The organism is Leisingera sp. ABM4_060 (assembly GCF_056158765.1).
The window spans coordinates 2955456-2975642 of the sequence record NZ_JBSWTX010000001.1 but is presented as its reverse complement, the minus strand read 5'-3'; the positions used below and the strand labels follow the sequence as shown (position 1 = coordinate 2975642).

Annotated in this window: 11 protein-coding genes; 7 read left to right on the top strand and 4 right to left on the bottom strand. The window is 56.8% G+C overall.

The annotated features are described in order from the left end of the window. Positions 1 to 6 precede the first annotated feature (6 nt). The 4 genes from ACXAEH_RS14185 to ACXAEH_RS14170 form a co-directional block, all read right to left on the bottom strand. Entirely contained in the window at positions 7 to 3693 is a 3687-nt protein-coding gene (locus ACXAEH_RS14185) for a hypothetical protein (RefSeq protein ID WP_475033662.1), read from the bottom strand. Further along, positions 3629 to 5251 (bottom strand): trypsin-like serine peptidase, encoded by a 1623-nt coding sequence (locus ACXAEH_RS14180; RefSeq protein ID WP_475033661.1) that lies wholly within the window; start codon positions 5249 to 5251, stop codon positions 3629 to 3631. The genes ACXAEH_RS14185 and ACXAEH_RS14180 overlap by 65 nt, the downstream gene beginning before the upstream one ends. Before the next feature lie 151 nt (positions 5252 to 5402). Then, entirely contained in the window at positions 5403 to 7007 is a 1605-nt protein-coding gene (locus ACXAEH_RS14175) for a M12 family metallopeptidase (RefSeq protein WP_475033660.1), read from the bottom strand. An 809-nt stretch (positions 7008 to 7816) separates the two neighbouring features. Further along, a complete protein-coding gene (locus ACXAEH_RS14170) occupies positions 7817 to 8449 on the bottom strand; it encodes a tyrosine-type recombinase/integrase (RefSeq protein WP_475033658.1) in 633 nt (210 codons plus the stop codon). Between the two features lie 663 nt (positions 8450 to 9112). Here ACXAEH_RS14170 and ACXAEH_RS14165 point away from each other — a divergent pair. The 7 genes from ACXAEH_RS14165 (at position 9113) to ACXAEH_RS14135 (ending at position 20166) form a co-directional block, all read left to right on the top strand. Next, entirely contained in the window at positions 9113 to 9388 is a 276-nt protein-coding gene (locus ACXAEH_RS14165; protein WP_475033657.1) for a hypothetical protein, read from the top strand. 105 nt (positions 9389 to 9493) lie between these two features. After that, complete coding sequence (locus ACXAEH_RS14160; protein WP_475030626.1) at positions 9494 to 10666, top strand: IS5 family transposase; 1173 nt, start codon at positions 9494 to 9496, stop codon at positions 10664 to 10666. Between the two features lie 1997 nt (positions 10667 to 12663). Beyond that, positions 12664 to 14979 carry a calcium-binding protein gene (locus ACXAEH_RS14155; protein ID WP_475033655.1) on the top strand — a complete coding sequence of 772 codons (2316 nt, stop codon included), beginning with the start codon at positions 12664 to 12666 and terminating at the stop codon, positions 14977 to 14979. A 399-nt stretch (positions 14980 to 15378) separates the two neighbouring features. Then, positions 15379 to 17277, top strand: coding sequence for a hypothetical protein (locus tag ACXAEH_RS14150; protein WP_475033653.1), 1899 nt, complete (start codon positions 15379 to 15381; stop codon positions 17275 to 17277). 150 nt (positions 17278 to 17427) lie between these two features. Then, positions 17428 to 17793 (top strand): hypothetical protein, encoded by a 366-nt coding sequence (locus ACXAEH_RS14145; RefSeq protein WP_475033652.1) that lies wholly within the window; start codon positions 17428 to 17430, stop codon positions 17791 to 17793. A 600-nt stretch (positions 17794 to 18393) separates the two neighbouring features. Further along, positions 18394 to 18924, top strand: a complete 531-nt coding sequence (locus ACXAEH_RS14140; RefSeq protein ID WP_475033651.1) for a hypothetical protein — start codon at positions 18394 to 18396, stop codon at positions 18922 to 18924. Between the two features lie 69 nt (positions 18925 to 18993). Beyond that, complete coding sequence (locus ACXAEH_RS14135; protein ID WP_475030626.1) at positions 18994 to 20166, top strand: IS5 family transposase; 1173 nt, start codon at positions 18994 to 18996, stop codon at positions 20164 to 20166. Positions 20167 to 20187: the final 21 nt, after the last annotated feature.

The window sequence follows — 20187 nt, the reverse complement described above, 5'->3', positions numbered from 1 at the left end:
GTCATCCTACTGGCTGGCGAGCGCGCGGATTTGCGGTACGACTTCGTTAACAGCAGGATCGAGCGCGTCGCTTTCCTGTGCCAACGCGCCGAGCAGCCGCTCGATTTTCGCGCGTGCGGCCTGTTGCACCGTATTGCGTGCGATCCGGACCAAAAGTTCGGCGTGCTGCTTTGGATAGCGGCCCTGCGATACGAGGCCTTGGTGCAAGGCCAGCGCCTGCTCCGGGTCGTCAAGGCAGCGGTCAAACACTTCTGCGGTCCAGAAACTGTAGGCCTCGATATCGCCGGGATCGATCTTGTCGGCTCGGACGTCATGAAGCTTCGCGGCGGCCTGCGCGATGGCTGCGCTACCCGTGCCAAAGGAGGCCGGTGCGAGCTGCCACGCGCTGCAGAAAATTGCCGTCTGAGCCAACCGCTCGAGATATGTTCCCGGCTTGACCGATGTCGCCAGTTCGCGGGCCCCAAACACGTTGGCAGAGAGCCGCAGGCGACCGGACAGAATTTCGCTCAACTGGTCGATCTCGCGGCCTGCTGCGAAAGCGATGCGGTGTTCGGGCCCGGACGCGCTAAGCTTGCCTGTCTCGTCCTGTTCTCCGGCCCTGCCGGCGGAGTTGATCCAGTCCCCGTAGACTGCACCCTCCGGCAGTTTCACGTCAAAAAAGAGCCGGGTTAGCAAGGTCGACCAAGGGGGAGCGGGTTCGGACGCCAAAGACGCAAAGCGTGTGGCATCGCGGACCACACCGTCGGACCAGACGATCAGGTGCCGGTCAGCACGGTCATTGCGCACTGTCAGCGCTGGGAGCTCTGTTCGGAACTGCGATGCCAGGTGCTGCGGAAATACATAGCGCTCGTCGAGCCGGGGCATGTCTCGATCCGAAGGCACGAACTGGGTATCAAGCACGATCACCGCATCATGCTCTCCGAGGGCTTCGGTAATCTCTGAAAGCGAGACCGTGCTACCTGTTTCGAAGAACTCGGGGAACAGCACGATTGGTTCGTTCCGCATCGCCTGCCGGGATCTGTCGGTCAGCCGCGCCTCTTCAAGCACGATCGATGGCTCCCCGGAAACAATGGCACCGCGGCCAGAGAGAACGATGATCAGCAGATCATCGTCCCAACTGTTGTCGGCAAAGGTTTTAAGTGTGGAGAGAACCTGATCTTTGTTGCTTGCACGAGCGGTTCCCGCGCCGCAATCATCGCTTGAACCCGTCGCGCCCGCTGGCGCAAACGTGCCGCGCACCTTCCAGTTTTCCAATCCTCGCAGGATTTCTTGCGCGCCCTGACAGGCAGGACCAAGATCGGGAATTTCCGGAGCCTCATACTCCATCGCGGAGAGAACCAACGGACGGATGCGCGCATCTTGCACCTTAGAAAAGTGGCGGGCGTCGACCGCTTTGATCAGGTCTTCGCGGATCTCAGGCAGAAAGTGATATAGTAGATCGTCTTCGGATGTTGAAACACGGACGTCCGAGAGAATTTCAGAGGCACGATCATAATGTCCGCGGGCTGACCAGCTGCCCGGCTCGGACCTGAGTTCGGTGATGCCGCCGATCCTGAGCCATCGGAGCGCGTCTGTGATGGGCCAGTCTTGCAGCTCCATCTCTGAGAGGTCCTTTACGAGGTCGTCGAGCGGGGTGTCGTCTCCGCCCGACGGGCTTGACAGGACGTGGATCGCGTGGCGCTGTTTACCAGTAAGAACGACCGGGACTCCGTTCGCCGCGCGAAAAGGCATCCAGTATGCAAACGCATCAAGAGCCGCGATATCGGGGCTAGCGCGGTGGCTGGTTTCAAAGTGATGGCGATCTGCGCCGCGCGCACGGTGCCAGCCCAAGGTCGCAGGCACCCATGTCTCGTCCCCAAAATTCACTTTCGACGCCAGTTTCGTGTGGCCTGTGTTGTATTCTGAAATAGCTGATAATCCCAACCCGTCGCTGACCGCTTTGAGCAGAAGGTCAGTGGAGCCTGCGCTTTGCCCCATTCCCCAAAAAGTCATTCCATTGCGTTGACTTGCAGCCAGCAAGATGCTGGCGCGTCGCTGCAAGTTTGGGGACAGCCGGTCTACAAAGGCCGGGCCGAACGGTAAGTCGATCACAATGGTGATGTCTCGTGTGCCGAAGTCGACGAGATTCAGTACGGCGACCGGGTCCACGGGACCAGACACTCGACCATCCGAACTCGCGCTACCGCCAAAGTAAACGAACACATGCTCTGCATCGCCAAATTCGTCTAGCTGCGTGGAAACTTTTGCGGCAATTGCCGCGGGCGGGCCGGACGGGTCTGGCTCCGGATACACAGATCCGACAATGTCAACACTGGCGAGCGCGGACAGCACTGCGGTCCAATCTTGGAGAACTGTTTGGTCTAGAGACCCCTCCGGCCAATTTTGTGGCAGGTCAGGCTTGAACCCCAAAAAGACCGCTGGCACCGGCGCCCGCGGATCCTCTTTATCCCAAAGGGTCGCGATCTGTGATCCAGCCTCTGCGGCACGGCGCGCCGCCTCGAAGGCGTCTGTTCCGCGTCCGTACTCGCCGGCCGCCACATGAGCCCGACCCTGCCAAAGCCGTTTCTCAGCAAGGTCGCGGTTCGACAGCCGGGCCGAACGCTCGAACATGCGGGCGGCGAGGCGGTGCAGCTCTCGTCGGTTCGCCTCCTCCTCCGCATCGAACGCAAGGGCGGCCAGCGCTTCACCCATGAGCTGGCTTTGGTGCGCTGCGAATTCGTTCGTCCGGCCGATGGTCAGTTCGCGTGCTCTGTCGCTCAGTTGATCGCTGAGATCGACCGTCACGAGTTCAAGATCGTCCCAGTTCATCACCTCGCGGAACTCGCGCTGAAGCTCCGACATCCTGGGTGCGAGCTTTGACCAAAGGCTGCCGAGCGTGATGTCCGAACGCTCAGGCTCCGTTGCATGTTTGAGAACGTCCGTCAACGCAAGCGCAAGCAGACTGCCCCTGTCCGGCCATTCGAAGGTAGACTGTTCGCCAACCGCCGCTGGGATGAAGTGCCGCTGGTCGGAGCCGCTTGCGAGCATCTTGATACGGTCCCGCATTACACTCTTGGACACGTTGGCGGCGGCCCCGGGCAGAGCGCCCGCTTTGCACATGTTCAGAATGATGATCGTATTGTTGAGCTTCGGCCCGTTGTTGTGATCGATTTCCAGATACTGGATCGGATAGTCGCGCCGAAACCCCTCTTCAAAATTCGAGGGGAGGAAGGACACACCGGTTCCGGCCCCTTCCTTGGTGTCACCATGGCCGCCGAGATAGATGAAGACGAGTTCTTCGGGCTCGATTTCGCTGGGGTTGCGCCGATCGACCTGGCTGAGGAAAGACTCGATCGTGTCTTGCACGTCGGAACGTGAGATGCCGCCTGGTTTCCATTCGACCTCGATCCCAGCCACCTGGCTTGGCGGGGTGCTGCCTGAGCCGCGCCAGACCCGGTCCGCGAGCAGGACGCGGCTGCGTGTGACGTCAATCTCCGCGATGTCAGCAACCGAACCGACCACGGCCAGTGCGTCTTCCGTGACCCATTCAAGGCGGTTCAGGTGCTCGAGATCATACAGTTCAACACCAATTGCGAGCACAACGGCGCGGGGTTTGTCGGTCTGGGCAAGAGCCGGTAGCGCAGCAAGACTAACGGCACACGCTGTTGCAATGCGCCTTAAGTGTCGGATCATCTGACCAAAGTTCAAATTCATTGTCCTTTCCCCATGCGCAAATGCGAAAGTCCTCTTGCCATGTTGGGACCTTTTGGCCGAGGTCCGCGATCACCAGTTCAATCGGAAGCGCGCCTTCGTGATGCTCCCAACCGGCGGCAAGGGTCTTCTGGAAGTCGAATTGACCTCCACGGAAAACACCGACCATATGATTGTAAAGTTTCGAGAAGACCGGCCCACCCGAGTTCCCGCCATAGGTGTTGGCTTGTAGCCCAATAGTCGGCTGACCACCGAAATGGGCACTGTGGTAGACATAACTGCCAGAGGAAGGCGGTTGCTCGACATAGCTTTCCGTCCAACGCCGGTAGAGCTCGAGAATGTGCTCTTCGTCTGCACCGGCGGCTTCGGCGGCGTCATGTAGGCTGCTGAAAACCAGCCGCGCCAAGTTGCCATAGGCGGAGCTATCAACGCGGTACGGGAAAAGGATTTTAGCCGCATCCGCCACAGTGCGATCGCGTGATTGCGGATGACCGACGACGTAGATCTCCTGTTCTCGGTGCAAGGTGAAAGTCGCAAGACAGATCTGGCGGTCGGCGATGAGGTCCGATCCAACCTCTGGCACACGCCAGACAAAAGATGCATCCGGCGTTTCAGCGATTTCGAGCAGAGCATAGTCGAGTTTCGCAGCCCCACCCGTTCCTGTTGTATCGCCAAGCGCAATGATCCGTGCCACGCCCACATCTCGGCGGGTAATCTGGAACGCCGGATCGGTTTCGAAATCGAAAATAATGCGCAGATTGCCAATCGGACGCTGGCGTATGACGCCGGTCTTTTTGTCGAAGAGGCAGTGACGGGCGGTCAGGACCGTCGAGGGGCCGACCAGCGCTCCAGAGCAATGCGGTGGAACATGTCCCGCTCCGGGCCCCACGCGCTCCCCGATGCCGACCACGCCTTGCGTGTTGTTGGCGATTTGGCGGTAGATGTGCGGACGATACTCGCGGCTGCCGGCATAGATCGATTTCTGAAACTCGGTAAGATCAAGCGGATCCTCGGGCGGCGGGCCGAGCGTACTCAGCTCTTCCTCGATCACCTGCATCAAACCGATTAAGTTGTTCACCTCCTCAAGTGAGGCGTCTGGTGCATCTAACGCTTCGATGAGCGCGCGGGTGGCTTGATCCCCTAGATTGCCCGACCGCTCTCGAAGCAGGGGCACCTTGTCGTCATTCGCCGACATACCAGTTTCGCTCAGGCTATTGTCGACGGCCTCGCGCAACGCTTGTGCGGCGGCGCGCACGCCATCATACCGTGACGCGCGCAGTGTATCCTCCAGCGATTCGAGCGTTGACAGTGACGGTAAGTTCACGTCCCGCGCGACATCCTGTCCTTCCAGAACTCGGGAGATCTCGCCGGCGGTCTGTCCGTCCACCGTCAGGCGGGGAAACTGCCTAAGCGTCTCCCCGCGTAAGCTATCGAGCTCCAGCGGAACGGCTGGAAGCGTGCTACTGTCGGGCACAAAGCGGAAACCGCCTGTTACGTCTTCGACCACGCGGCCAGTGGTCTGCGCGGAGGCGGTGACGCAGCTCACAAGCGTCACGCTCATCAGGATAATGATGAAGGTCCTCAAATGCTTGCCCACCATGGTCAGTCGGCGAACACGAAGTCGACATTCTCCGGCGTCAGGCGCACGTAAATGCCGCCGTCACCGCAGATCAGTCCGTTTGTGGCACTCCCGCCTGCCGTTGCGCGCGAGGTCACGCCCGCAAGCCGGAGAGCTTCCCCCCGGATTCCCCTTCTGGCAGCAGAAACAGAGGCCCGCCGCTGTCGCCGTTGCAGCTGTCACGTCCAAGCCCCGCTCTGCCAGCAACAATCTCAACACCGGCGACGCATCCGAAGGCATTGGCTTCGCTGGCGTTCCAGGCCGCAACGCTACCGGCGCAGTCATTGGTTGCGGACGGCACCGTTGTCTCATGCTTGATCCCAGACATCAGATTTTCCGTGAAGCCGAAGCCCGCCACCGTGTAGAGGGCCGCTGCATCAATCTCATCTTGTGAAGCCAACTTGCGCGGCGTGACATCGTCAATTGGGTCGGCCAAATGCAGCACCGCAATGTCAGGATTGGATTGAACTGCGAGCGGCGCGCAGGCATCGCCCGGAGTCCGGACGCGATCAACCGTGTGCCAGCGGCCGGTCGCATCGTTCGTGCCAACAAGAACGCGGCCACTGATCCCTGAGCAAGCGCAATGGCGCGCCGTCACAACGCGGTCCGACGCGACGAGCGTTCCCGTACATTTGACAATGTCGCTAAAGCTGGCGGCGACACCAACCACATCTGACATGCGCGGCGGAATGACGGGTGTGCCACCGAAAACCTTTTCGATGCCGCCCTCCGCCATCTTACGCACGTTCGAAAGATAGCCGGGGTGATCCTCTATGCTTATCGTGGCTGGCGCGTCCACAGGCCGATCTGGCAGGCCCGGAATGCTCCGTGCTTGCGCGCGTTCTAGCGCGGTGGCAAGGGCCGCATCGGCCTCAGAGTCCCGCAAAGCATCTGGGTCGGGCAGGACGCGGAACGGGGGCCCGTATTCCGCCGCCATGTCCATCCGATCGCCTTTGGACAAGTGTCTACGCTGACCCATGAATCTTGCGAATTCCGAGAAATCCGGCCGCGGCCTAATCGTCGTCCGCGCGAGCCCTGTGTTCGGATCCGGTTTCCCAAAAGCCGTCTGCCCGTAGTGCATCACGGAATCGAAGTCATATCCGGAAGGTGTGCGCATTGGCAGGATGCGGAAGTTCCCGAGACTGCCCGCGGGAATAGCGTCTTTTATGATCTCCACGAAATGATCGCGATCCGGCCGTTGTTGCTCATGTCCAAGACCAAGCGCGTGACCAATTTCGTGGGCGATGATGAATTTCCACTGCCAATTATGCATCTGAAGTCGCTGCATGCCGCCAACACGCCCCAGCATGGACCAATTGCCATCGCCGCTTTCGACCCGGATCCAATCGGCTTCGCTGGTCCGCTTGATGCAACGCACGGCGGCCACTTTGGACCATTCGGCGCAGGCAGCGAAAAAGCGTTTTTGGTTCTTAGGCGAAACGTTCGGATGAAAGCCAATCGGAAGCACGCCGGCAGGCCAAGGTTTGCCCGCAAACCCGCGTTCTCGCAGAGTTTCAGGATCAAAGGCCATATCGCCGATAAAGATCAGCCCCTCGTCGCTGGGTGTCGCTTCTTCGATCAGCCTTGCGACGTCGGATGATCCCGCGGTCCCTTCAAGAAGAAAGCCACCTGCGCGCAACGCGCTTGGCATGATGACAGCCAGTATCAAAAAAAATGACAGAAATGACTTGGTGAACATGTTTCCCTCCGATTTGCATCTGCAAAAAGTTTCATGCACAGGGAAAGTTGTTCTTTTTGTGGGTTTATGCCTGTTCTAAATACAAGCTGCGGCCCTCTTTGTTCTAACTGATCCCCGTTTCAAACGAGATTATGCTCGCATATCGTGTGCTTCTAGGTCAACTTTTTCCTGTGGGGCTTTTGTAAGAGCGGTGTGAGGCGAAAATGCTTTGGCGAAACCGGCACAACCGCTAGTTGAATTCAATCGTTGGCATGGCTCAAACTCAAACACATCTTTTGCATCAGCCAAAACAAAAAGGCGCGCGGGTGCCATTGTCTGTCATTCGACGGATGGCGCTTTGCAATGGGTCTTGACCCTGGAGTTTAGATCCACGCTTTGAGGCAAAGACTGTTTCGCTGACGCTGTCATATTTGGCTGCAACTCTGTGCTTGAGGAGCGGCGAAAGAGTTCAAAGCGGGTTACGGCCTCGTGGAGGTGAGCAGGCGAACGCCTTGCCTTCGGTTGAGCCCGCGTAAGACATGCCTCCTCTCGGCAGGATTTTGTCGCGCCGAAGGCGTGCTTTTGGGACGTCGCAAAAATCGCCTTCCGGTCAATCGGTGCGATCTCTCAAACAACTGGCTTGAAGGCTCCGGTAGTGCTCGATCCTAGGTCGGCTTGTCCCTTGCTGGGTAACCTATGCGTTACGGTGATGGTGTGCGTGTTGCACATACGCGTGCTTGAGCAATGTCAGCTAAACGGGATGCATCTGCAGCATCACAACAAGCCGATGGACGACAACTTTGGGCCGTCCGCGAAGACGGCCCAAGTTGCTAGATTTCAATGGCCTCTGCAATCGCAAGGGCATCTTCAAGTTCGACGCCGAGATACCGGACGGTGCTATCCATCTTGGTGTGCCCAAGTAGGAGCTGGACCGCCCGCAAGTTGCCGGTCTTCTTGTAGATCTGTGTGACTTTTGTCCTCCGCATCGAATGCGTTCCGTATGCGCTAGCCTCCAGCCCGATCGACGTGACCCAATCCCGGACGATCCGGGCATGCTGGCGGGTCGAGATGTGCAGACGTTCATGGAACCGACCCGGCCATAGGTGCTCCGAGCCGACCATGAGCTCGTTCTCCATCCACTTCTCGACCGAGGTCCGGGTGCCTTCGGAAATCTCGAAGCGGACAGGTTTCTGCGTTTTGCTTTGCAGCACCGATGCCCGTTCTTTGATCTGGCCAGACGCCATGACGTCGACGACCTTCATCTTGACCAGATCGCAGCCGCGCAGCTTGCTGTCGATCGCCATGTTGAACAGAGCGAGATCGCGATGGTTTTCTGCGAGTTCCAGTCGAACACGGATTGCCCAGACATGCTTTGGTTTCAGGGGGCGTTTCTGACCGACGATGCGGCCTTTGTTCCAGGCAGGGCGCAGAGCGCGAATGGCTGGTAAGTTTGGTGTTTCCATGACTGATCCTCCGATCCGCCATGCCCTCCCACAACGACAACCCGACGTTGACTAAAACAGTGTATCACGGGATGCTGCGCCGCGTCCGAGGTCTGCTTGGAGCCCACAGCGGACCTTGATCGCTTGCAAGGCCTTCGCTCGTGCAGCACGACGCATTCGGCGATACGCGGCCATTGCAAGGTCCGTCAGGTAAAGACGGCTGAGCAGGACCCTGCCTACTTTCACTGCAGCCGCAGACTTTTCGTGAACGGCAGCTTTTCCCCACCGGAAGCTGACATTCATTTCTCCTGGCTGAAAGATTGTATCTTTGAAGGGCGCTGTGCGGTTGAAGTTCTAGATAGGATGCGAGTCCTGGCGCCAGCCTGCGGGCTCATTGCCGTCGTGGCGAGCGATATCCGCTAGGTAGCTTTCAATCAAACAAGCCATTGGGCGGACTCCTGCATCGGTACGAAGAAAGGCAGCGTAGCGGCGCAATGTTGAAAGGCGCAACTGGCAGCAGTCGAGTTGCTTTGCGAGCTCGTTTACCTTTTGTTCACGTTCATTGTTCATGAATCAACTTAGGTGAACAAAACATGACCATGCTACCAAAGCAGGGCGACGTTGAGGCAACTGGCGCGAAGCTTTCACGAGCACCCACGGGTGGGAAATCGTGGAGAAAACCCTATGTGCAAGCTCTTTGAAAGACCCGAAAACATCAAGTGGGACAATATTCAGCCGATTTCACCTGAGAAGCTAAAAAAGCTGATCAAAGGAAAATTCAAAATTGAAGACTCTCATGAGACGGCTGAACGGCTAGGCAAGCAACTCCCGCCTGTCGACGAGAGCCTCGTTAACGGGATTGTCCGCGAGATAGAAAAACGTGAGAACTCATCCTCAATGGAAACGGTGAGCAAGGAGCACCTGGCAATCGTCCGAGCATCCAAACTGCCTTCCAGCTAGCTTCATCGGAGCGATCCAAGTTTAACAGGCTGCTGAAGAAGTCGGCTCTCGACGCGGCCTGAGGAACATGATTCACCCTCAGCACAATTTCGGCGGGGGTTGGTGATGCGCGGGACGGACGAAGCGAGCGGATCGCTTTTCAGCTATGTCGATCTGGAAGAGCGCATCCCAGCACGGCACCCTCTCCGCAAGATCAGGCAGGTGGTCAACGACGCGCTGGCCAGTCTGGATGCCGATTTCGAGGCGGTCTACACCGATTTCGGCCGCCCCTCGATCCCGCCGGAACGGCTGATCCGGGCCAGCCTGCTGCAGATCCTGTTCTCAATCCGCTCCGAGCGGCAGTTGATGGAACAGATGCAGTATAATCTGCTGTTCCGCTGGTTCGTGGGCCTCGGGATCGACGATCCGGTATGGGTGCCGACGGTGTTCACCAAGAACCGCGACCGGCTGCTGACGGCCGACATGTCGCGCAAGGTGATGGCGGCTATCCTGGCGCATCGCGAGGTCGCGCCGCTCCTGTCGGACGACCACTTCTCGGTCGATGGCACGCTCATAAAGGCCTGGGCATCGATGAAGAGTTTCCAGCCGAAGTCGGCGGGCACGCCGCCCGGCGATGATAGGCCGGATGACCCGCCCGCGACATCCATTGCCCCTGCCGCACAACCCGCCCAGACCGAACCCGAGACCGCTCCAATGCCCCGCTACAGCCGCCGCACCCGAAATCCCGAGGTCAACTTCAAGGGCGAGAAGCGTTCGAATGCGACCCATGCCTCGGTCACCGACCCGGACGCACGGCTCTATAAGAAATCCCCTGGCACAGGTGCGGTGCTGTGCTTCATGGGGCATGCGCTGATGGAGAACCGGCACGGGCTGGTTGTGCAAGGCGACCTAACCCACGCTGACGGCCGCGCCGAGCGAAAGGCTGCGCTGGACATGCTGCACCGCCACTCCCCCGGATCGACCCGGCGGCTGACCTTGGGAGCCGACAAGGGATACGATGCGGCCGAATTCGTCGCAGATCTCCGCCAGGCCTGCGTCACCCCGCACGTCGCCAGGAAGGCGCGGCATTCAGCAATCGACGGTCGCACAACCCGGCACAAAGGCTATGCCCTGTCCCAGAAGCACCGCAAACGGATCGAGGAGGCGTTTGGCTGGGCCAAGACCGTTGGCGGCATGTCCCAGACCGTCTATCGCGGCGCCGAACGGGTGCAGTCGCGCTTCATCCTGACGCTCGCAGCCGGAAATCTCGCCCGGCTGCCCCGGTTGCTGGCGGAATGAGGCTGGAGGGGGGGACGCAGGCCTGCTTCCAGCCACCCAATCCGGAAGACCGATGAGAGAACTCATTCCACCACGGAGAACAGCGTCCCACTGGCCTGACTAATTCAGCGGCCTGTTAAGCAGTGCTCATTCCTGCCGAATGGAGTTTCTCAGTAGAATACTCTACGCATTAAAAATAACGCGAGGCGGTAATTTAACGGAAAGCCGCCTCCGCGACGAAGCCATAGAGCTTCAGAACCGGTAAAACACCAGGGTTGGACTTTCCTCTTACACAGCGGAGCTGTTGACCATGCGAGAGAGCCTTTTGATGCATAAAGGTCAGAAAGCTCTGGGAGCACCTGTTGGGCGGTGACATTTTCCCCTACCGAACCCTCTTGGTTAATTTTCCGCAAAACTGGCGCTCGTTATCTGAAATGTCTTAACTGCTTCAATTTGGGATAACAAAGGCACCTACATCTCGTACGTCTTTTCCAGAAACAGCAACCTGTTGTGGTTAGAGTGTACTAATAGATTAGGAGTTTGTTTACGAACCACTCATAACCTTAGAGCAGTTGGCGAACATCGAGCCCTACCTGCTGTGTGTTTTTAAACGTCGGGGCACTGCAGGGCTGGGGGGCGAGCGGACACGGAAGCGCCGATCCATCCAGCTTCCGAACCACAGGGTTTGCCACTTCTGTGCGGGAATTTCGCTGGTTCCAGCTTGTTCCCATAACTACCACGTGGCGTACGTGAGGAATCTCTTCAGGCCATGGAAGATCAGTCAAATTCGAATGCAATGAATTCTCTTTCGTAGGTAATTCAACGCCACATTTTTTGATAAGACTGAAATAGTAGCACTCACTCCGGCGAACAAACTGAGGTAGTCGAGCGTAAATACTACAGGGGCAAGCCCCCTCAATAACGAGTTGCGACTTAGCGGTCCCAAACTGATGAAGTAGGAACCGCAATCACTCTCTGTAGGAGCTACTGAAATGTGTTCAAGAAATGATGTCACGTCAGAGTCCGGTAGGCACGAACTCCTCTCTTCTACAAAGGAACCGAGCCCCCCAAAAGTCGATGACAATGGAAATTGGCTTAGTGATGAGGAAAAAACTGACAGGTTTGTCGACGGTCTCGACAACGAAGGTTTCGCTTTGGTCATGAGTCTTCTGGCAAGCGAGGGTTACATAATTTCTATCGCCAAAGGTGGAGATGACCCTGCTCGTCCCGATGATGGGAAAGTTTCTCTTCACGCTGAGGAGAGTCCTCATCGAAACCCTGAGTGATCCTTCCCAGGAAACCTACTCTTCGAAGTCGCAGCGCCCCAAAAACTTGGGGCGCTGATATCCAAGGGCGACGGCAACTCGTTCACAGTCTAGTCCCTTGCCGAGGCGAGACATAGGCCTTCAAAAGCAAAAAACCGCACTCGTTCTTTTTCACAAAAGCAGTGAAGAGTTTGAGACCCTTATCCCGTCACCCAGAGTTAGGTTCACAATCGCCCAAAACGTGTCATCGTCATATTCATCAAATACAGATTGAAACAGCTCCACTTCGGAGGGGGAGCTAAAGTTCTTGCGCATCTCTCTCTGGACAATTTTTCGAGCAATCGGCCGCGTTCTTACAATACTGAACCCACACTTCCCTTTGCCACTATTTTTCTCCCTACCCCTCACCACTCAAGCCTTTCCCTCAATCCGAATATCCAAATTTCAAAAATACAGTGCCACAAATAAGAATTTGAGCCAACCTTCAAAGGATTACCCCCCCCCCCCCCCCCCCCGCACACCCCCATTACGTGCAAAAGTCTCTTTTCTCACCTTCTGAAGAACTCCTATTCCCGAAGCGCTCACACACACACAGCTAAATCATTAGAATTTTAGAGAGCTGACAAGTCCGGATTAAGCGGATCTTCACCTCGGACCCCAATTGTTCCCCCATTGTTCACACTTGGTTCTCAGTGAGCGCAGGCGCAATCGGGGCGCAACCGCACGGCTGCCCAAGGAGTTAGGAGATTCAGAATGGTTTCATACGCTCTTGTCGCAACAGGTGGAGAAGCTTACAGCGTTAACCACCAAATGTTCGGTGCGAATATCATTGGCGAGACCAACGAGACTTCTGGCACTCCAAACAGCAAGTTCGTTGATGCAATGGCCGAACTCGGAATCACTCGCCTTAGGTACCCGGCAGGTAAAGCCGAGGTTGAGAACATTACGGAGCTTGACCACTCGAAGACCGGTACAAACAAACTTCGCGCTGATTTGATTCAGTATCTCAATTGGGTGAAGGATTCGCAGACAGAAACCACTTTGGTTCTCCCGGCACTCGAAAGTAAGGCCAGCAGTGCGGACTTCCGCGAGTGGTCAGAGCTTGTCATGGAGTTTATGGGCGACGATGTCGAACTGATTGTCGCTTACGAAATAGGCAACGAGTACTGGGGGACTGCTGACGAAGTAGAGTACGGTTCCAATGCCCGTAAAATTATTGACGCTCTCAATGAAAGCATGGCGGGAGATGGGGTTTCACATGAACCAGGCATTTGGATCCAGACTGCAAACCCGGTTGGCGGTTCATCGAATTACAACAACGGGAAATCTGGATCTGTCAGCGATATCGACGCTGTTAATGCTTTAGAAACTTGGGATGTAGCCGACCGCCCCAGTGAATGGCAATTCGGGCACAGCGCAAGCCAGTTTTACTTTTCGCTCGGCAACTTCGAAAGGAGAATTATCAAAGCGAATTTAGAACTTCTGGAGCAACTTGACGGGGACCGTGACATTTCCAACGGGTTCCAAGCCGGTTTCGAAGGGCTGAGCGTCGATGGAATTGTGGCGCATTTCTACTACACCAAGTCACACAATGAATTTGGTGGCAGCCACGAGGCTTGGCAGAGTAACTACCTGCACCACCGCTTCTCGGTCTGGGAAGCAATGCTGCCCCAGGACGTAGAAATTCAGATCACAGAATGGAATGTGAAATCCAGAAATTCCTTCGAAACCGGAATGAAGGCCGCTGGGGTTGTGCAAGAATTGTTCCAGAGCATGCTTGAATTGGGCGTCGACGGCGCTGACATCTGGGCCTTGAGACACAATACCCCCAATTCAATCGCAGGAGATCACCGGGGTGAAGATCCGGTGTCCTTGACCCCTGCCGGCTATATGTTCAAGTACATTTCGGAGAGTCTTTCACCGGGTTCTCATGATACGATGACGACGCTGGACATTTCCGGGTATGACAGTGCAGACGTTGAGATCAATGCATACGAGGGCGAGTACAAGACTGTCATCTATTTGACATCTCGCTCTGAAGATTTCGGCAAGGAAATTTCCCTTGATATCAGTGGCATCATAAACGGTGCCAAGAGTTGGACTGGCCGGAAAGTTGGCATCGACCAATCCACTTCCAACGGGCTAAGCGAAAATTGGGCGTACGACGAAGACGGGCAGAAGATTGAAGGCACAAGACTTCCGAAGCGCGAAATCTCAACTGAGGAGCGTGACGCCCTCCGGGCTCTGCTTGGCGAAGGTCTTGCGGACCAGCATATAAGCTATGACGAAGTGAAGGGGTACATCACTTACCTTCCCAACGTTGAAGGCATCATCCCGAAGGTAGGCAATCCTTCTTCGCTGGACGATTTCTACTTCGCGACTGAAGCGGACGTTCGAGGCTTGGAGACCATACTTTCGCAACAAGACCTGGGAAGTGATGTAAAGAACCTTTCCCTGGAATTGGACCCGTTCGAGTTCATCGAAATCACCGTAGAAAAAGCACAACGAATCGGCGGCGACAGCTCTGCTGAAAAGCTCGTAGGAGACTGGGGGCGAGACGTGGTTTTCGCCAAGGCCGGAAATGACCAGGTGCATGGTAAACGAGGCGCCGACAAACTATTTGGCGGAAATGGGTCTGATGCTATTTTTGGCGGGCATGGACGCGACACCATCAAGGGCGGCAATGGAGCCGACGCCATTTTTGGCGGCAATTGGCACGACCGGATTGATGGTGGGAATGGCAACGACATCATCCGTGGCGGGAAGGGTAAAGACATCATAGCCGGCGGAGCTGGTGAGGACGTGTTTGTCTTCAATCAAGGGGATCTCTTAAAGTTTGATGCGTCGCACAGACAAAGGTTGGACAAGATCAGCGACTTCACTGTAGGCGAAGACAAAATCCGCCTAGAATTGGATGCTGTTAACAACCTCAGCGACCTAAGAATGTGGCGCGACAACGCGAACGAACAGTTCGTGATCGCGGTTCGGGGTGCTGACGAGCGGATACTCCTCGAAGGTGACTTTCTTTGGTCTGAAATGTACTCCGCTTCGAACTTCGACTTTCTGTGACAGTCTTTGCACCCGAAAGTTGGGCCACTGTTTTCGCAGAGGAAAGGGGGACGGAAGATGGCTCGAAGACGGTATACCTCCTGATAAGTCGGATTCACCGGACGAACACGCATGAAGCGTCTGTTTTGAAGCCAGATCCCGCGACTTTGCAAAGGCCGCTATCTGCGCATTGCGACCATCAGGCACGGACCAGGCTGCATGTGCGGCGAACGGCGGTTCCGTCCCGCATTGTTAAAGTTCGGCGGCCCATTGGTTTCGCACTTGCGGCGAATGACGGGAATGCGGGCTGCGACCGCAGCATCCAAACACGGTTCTGAGAGGCCGCTAAGGGCCGAATATGCCATGCCGCAACTATTTCAACACCTTGTGAAAACCCGTGAGTGCCACCATTTCTGATGAATGAAAGATGAAGCCCCGAATTTTAGCGAGATCGGGCGCGAGAAGGCACGGTGGACCGACTTAACTCTGCGGGCTCACTATCCTTGCGCGCGAACGGAACTTTGGCAAATTGCCACGCACAGCTACCTGCTCTTTGTGCCAATCGAGGATCTTGATGCGGATAAGCATCGAAGCTGGTTCGATGAGACTGTACGGCAGGTGGGGTGTCAGATCGCTCTTACCAACCTGCGTGTAGAGAATGCTATTCGGGTTCCGATCATTCAGGACGAGGATATTGGTGGGGCTCTGGCGGCGATGCCGCTGACCCGGGCGGATGTGGAACTCGTCCTTGCAGGGCGTTTTCCTGCGCTGCCACCAATCCGTCTCGCAAACGAGGGGCCTGGCAGCCGCCACTATACTTGCGACGGCCCCTTAGAGCCTGAACTTGGCGTGGCGGTGCAGGACATGCTGCAGAAAATACTGCCAGGCTTCGATGTAACATTGGAGGGCAAGGAACAATCTACCGAGACACCCTCCAACTCTCCCGATTCCAGAGATGGTCTCCGAACACAGCCATTGTCCCAGCGCCGTGATCTGCCTGAGTTCGTGGGCGATGAGGAAGCGGCATGGTTTGCGAATTTTGAGGCCATGATAGCCGGAGAGTTTAAGGCTGCGGACTTTCCAATCTGCCGCCGGGGGAATGCGACTGCCTGCTTCTTGCCGAGTTCGGTTGGCCAAACCGCCGACTTGCGGCAGGTGTTGATGGCCTTTGACGTCGTGTATCTCGAACTTCCGGTAATAGATATTCCCACCCCAGGCAGTGTCGAGGGGACCTTCGGTATCTCCAGGGAGGATCTGTTTGAACTTGTTCAATGCGGACGTGCCCGGATCGTAACACGGCAACCCGAGGAGCGTATCGATCGTGGCCTGCTGCGTGAGCTGCATGAGGTTCGTTCTGATGCGGTCGCCGGCCGACGGGCAACCGCGGGGGTGGTGGTGTCGGACCTCGTTCGTACAGTGCGGAACTCACTTTTTGCTCAGCCAGAGGTACGTTCCGTCTTGCCAGCGTTGTCAGAAGCGATTGCACGGCAATCCGGGCGCGATAACGCAGAAGAACTGCGCCGTCTTCTCTTGCCAGAAACCATGTTGCGGAGAGCGGTTCCATCCTTCCTGTCGCACGGAATCTCGATGATTGGATCCGTCGGGGTAGGCGAGACTATTGCCAAAGACCTGGAGCGTTTGAAAAATAAAGATTTCCGGGTCGAGGCCTACCACTTTGCGGGCGATATTCACCTGGCCCACGCGCTCGGTGCGACACTTCTGCCGCGACCTGAGCAAGAACTTACGGAATCCTGGCTGCCGCTCATGAGGGGAATGGGCGAGATGCTTAACTTTCATGCTGGCTGCACGCCAGAAATGTTCGAAACATGGCTAGCGAACTCACGTGCGAGAGACCATGGCGAAGTCGTTTTGCCGCCTGTCCCGGTCTTCGCCTTCGAGGACCCTTGGCGAAACGATAGCAGTTTGTGCGATGTACTTGATGTAACCACACGTGGTTCCGACCGGACCCGAGCGCTTGCTCTGATTTCCCGCCTTGCGAATTTGCCGCCTGAAGCACGGGTAGCGGAGGCTGATCGGCTCGCATCTGAGATGGGAACTTGGTTTGGAAAACGTCGCGGCCAAATCAATCGGATCGACTTCGCGGGCGAGGCAGCTGGAGTTTTGGGTATTCCCCTCGCTGGGTTGTTGCTCAAGGCTCTGTCGTTCAGCACAGAGCGCATTGCTTCACATTTTCCCGCGATTGATCAGTTCGCCGACGCCGTTTCCCGCACGGTTCGCCGAGGTCGGAATGAGGATATCGATCTGCTTGCAAAGGTTCACCGAGTAGCGCGCCTTCGTGTGAGTAAAGACAGCTCGTAGTAGGATCGATGTTTGCGGACCTGCGTTGGGCGACTAAGTTCAAACACTACTCGTCAATGTTGAAAGGTGTGCGCGATGTCTCATGATCGGCCTCTTACACCGCTAGAGTTCTATGCCGTGCGGTGTTCGATCAGCTACGGAGAGGTTTGGATGACGCCTGATCGCCTCGCAGCAATCCTTCGCGACGGTGCAGAGCCCACCGACAGTGAAAGGGCGCAGTTGCTTCAAGGGCTGACGGAGACGCCAGCGACTTCCCTCGACAGAAACTCAGCTCAGGATTTGGCGGAAGCGTTGGGAGTGACACTGGACCAGCTCGACGCGCGTTGCCGGGCGCTTTGCTATGGAAAAGGTATGGGTGAAAACGCCTTTTCAGTTCTCGAACAGTTGATCGAAATCGGGATAATTGCCCGTTTCGGCAATGATCCAACAGGCCAAAAAGCCGTGCGAAAACTTGTGATTGAGGAGTTGCGAGCGCGGGGATGGTCTCTACCTCTCTATACCAGTCAAGACGGGTGAAGAGGGGTATATACTGTTATAGACTATTTCGCAGTGGATCTCATTACGGCGTGAAATTGCAATCCCCCTAGTGCTTGGATTTTGAAATGGTGGTCTGGAGTAGATGCGCAGACAGTGCGCTTCAATTCTTAAAATTTGATGTCTGTTATTTTTGCGCGCTCAAAATAAAACAGCCGCATACGTCTGATAAAAATCTATATATAGGATCGCCTGTCTGAATTTGCGCTTTATATTGATTTTCCGATCTCTAAATGCAATTCGGTAAAGGCGAATCAGCCTGTGTATGCGTAGTGCTGGAGATCGAAGATCGCTGCGGATGGCCAAAAGTCGCGCTATCTGCGCTCTTTATCCTTCTACAGAAACGCACGCCTGGCTGGCGATACCGCCGAAGTTGATACGAGGGGGAGTAATCATGGTTTAGAGAAATCGCCTAATCCCGTGTGAAAAGGCAAAGGCCCGGAAGCTGCAACTTCCGAGCCCTTTGTAAAGATCAATGATCTCTCCGTTGGCTCATTGGTCGTCTTTTCCAAAGCAGAAGTCAATAGAAAACGCGTGCAGCCGCTGCCCGCGAACACTTCAACTTGCTTAAAGGAAACACCAATGAGTAGCTTTGAAAGTGCGGAGAATATCTCTGGCGTCAGCCTTCCCCTCATGTCACGCGCTACCCGCAAGATCGCGATGCGCTCCAGATTCAGCTGCCGCGGCTGGACAACCATTGTCAGGAAACAAGACGGTCGCCGATTTCGTGTCCAATTCGAAAGCTTACTCGAATTGATGACCATCCAGATGGCAGCAACTCACCCGAGATTTGTAGATCTGATCGAGCAGCCATTCGAAGTATCATTTGTTGATGCGGCTGGCAGGAGAGCTCGGCATCACATTGACCTCAAGGTAACTTTGACCGACGGGCGCAAGCTTGCGATCGCTGTAAAGCCCGCAGCCAAGGTGACCACTGAATTCCATGAGAGGCTGGCTGCCGTGAAGCGGTACCTGTCCGCCGACCAAGCGGACGATCTGATACTCGTCACAGATCAGGACTTTACGCGCGCGCAGGCTCAAAATGCCCGCCGCTATATCGAATTTTCCAAGAGGCCTGACCCTGATGCCGACCGAGCGTTAGCAGGCTGCTGAAGAAGTCGGCTCTCGACGCGGCCTGAGGAACATGATTCACCCTCAGCACAATTTCGGCGGGGGTTGGTGATGCGCGGGACGGACGAAGCGAGCGGATCGCTTTTCAGCTATGTCGATCTGGAAGAGCGCATCCCAGCACGGCACCCTCTCCGCAAGATCAGGCAGGTGGTCAACGACGCGCTGGCCAGTCTGGATGCCGATTTCGAGGCGGTCTACACCGATTTCGGCCGCCCCTCGATCCCGCCGGAACGGCTGATCCGGGCCAGCCTGCTGCAGATCCTGTTCTCAATCCGCTCCGAGCGGCAGTTGATGGAACAGATGCAGTATAATCTGCTGTTCCGCTGGTTCGTGGGCCTCGGGATCGACGATCCGGTATGGGTGCCGACGGTGTTCACCAAGAACCGCGACCGGCTGCTGACGGCCGACATGTCGCGCAAGGTGATGGCGGCTATCCTGGCGCATCGCGAGGTCGCGCCGCTCCTGTCGGACGACCACTTCTCGGTCGATGGCACGCTCATAAAGGCCTGGGCATCGATGAAGAGTTTCCAGCCGAAGTCGGCGGGCACGCCGCCCGGCGATGATAGGCCGGATGACCCGCCCGCGACATCCATTGCCCCTGCCGCACAACCCGCCCAGACCGAACCCGAGACCGCTCCAATGCCCCGCTACAGCCGCCGCACCCGAAATCCCGAGGTCAACTTCAAGGGCGAGAAGCGTTCGAATGCGACCCATGCCTCGGTCACCGACCCGGACGCACGGCTCTATAAGAAATCCCCTGGCACAGGTGCGGTGCTGTGCTTCATGGGGCATGCGCTGATGGAGAACCGGCACGGGCTGGTTGTGCAAGGCGACCTAACCCACGCTGACGGCCGCGCCGAGCGAAAGGCTGCGCTGGACATGCTGCACCGCCACTCCCCCGGATCGACCCGGCGGCTGACCTTGGGAGCCGACAAGGGATACGATGCGGCCGAATTCGTCGCAGATCTCCGCCAGGCCTGCGTCACCCCGCACGTCGCCAGGAAGGCGCGGCATTCAGCAATCGACGGTCGCACAACCCGGCACAAAGGCTATGCCCTGTCCCAGAAGCACCGCAAACGGATCGAGGAGGCGTTTGGCTGGGCCAAGACCGTTGGCGGCATGTCCCAGACCGTCTATCGCGGCGCCGAACGGGTGCAGTCGCGCTTCATCCTGACGCTCGCAGCCGGAAATCTCGCCCGGCTGCCCCGGTTGCTGGCGGAATGAGGCTGGAGGGGGGGACGCAGG

Excerpts from the sequence above, each read along its gene's own strand:
- ACXAEH_RS14185 (WP_475033662.1), bottom strand. The coding sequence starts at position 3,693 with ATGAATTTGAACTTTGGTCAGATGATCCGACACTTAAGGCGCATTGCA.
- ACXAEH_RS14180 (WP_475033661.1), bottom strand. The coding sequence starts at position 5,251 with ATGAGCGTGACGCTTGTGAGCTGCGTCACCGCCTCCGCGCAGACCACT.
- ACXAEH_RS14175 (WP_475033660.1), bottom strand. The coding sequence starts at position 7,007 with ATGTTCACCAAGTCATTTCTGTCATTTTTTTTGATACTGGCTGTCATC.
- ACXAEH_RS14170 (WP_475033658.1), bottom strand. The coding sequence starts at position 8,449 with ATGGAAACACCAAACTTACCAGCCATTCGCGCTCTGCGCCCTGCCTGG.
- ACXAEH_RS14165 (WP_475033657.1), top strand. The coding sequence starts at position 9,113 with ATGTGCAAGCTCTTTGAAAGACCCGAAAACATCAAGTGGGACAATATT.
- ACXAEH_RS14160 (WP_475030626.1), top strand. The coding sequence starts at position 9,494 with ATGCGCGGGACGGACGAAGCGAGCGGATCGCTTTTCAGCTATGTCGAT.
- ACXAEH_RS14155 (WP_475033655.1), top strand. The coding sequence starts at position 12,664 with ATGGTTTCATACGCTCTTGTCGCAACAGGTGGAGAAGCTTACAGCGTT.
- ACXAEH_RS14150 (WP_475033653.1), top strand. The coding sequence starts at position 15,379 with ATGAAAGATGAAGCCCCGAATTTTAGCGAGATCGGGCGCGAGAAGGCA.
- ACXAEH_RS14145 (WP_475033652.1), top strand. The coding sequence starts at position 17,428 with ATGACGCCTGATCGCCTCGCAGCAATCCTTCGCGACGGTGCAGAGCCC.
- ACXAEH_RS14140 (WP_475033651.1), top strand. The coding sequence starts at position 18,394 with ATGAGTAGCTTTGAAAGTGCGGAGAATATCTCTGGCGTCAGCCTTCCC.
- ACXAEH_RS14135 (WP_475030626.1), top strand. The coding sequence starts at position 18,994 with ATGCGCGGGACGGACGAAGCGAGCGGATCGCTTTTCAGCTATGTCGAT.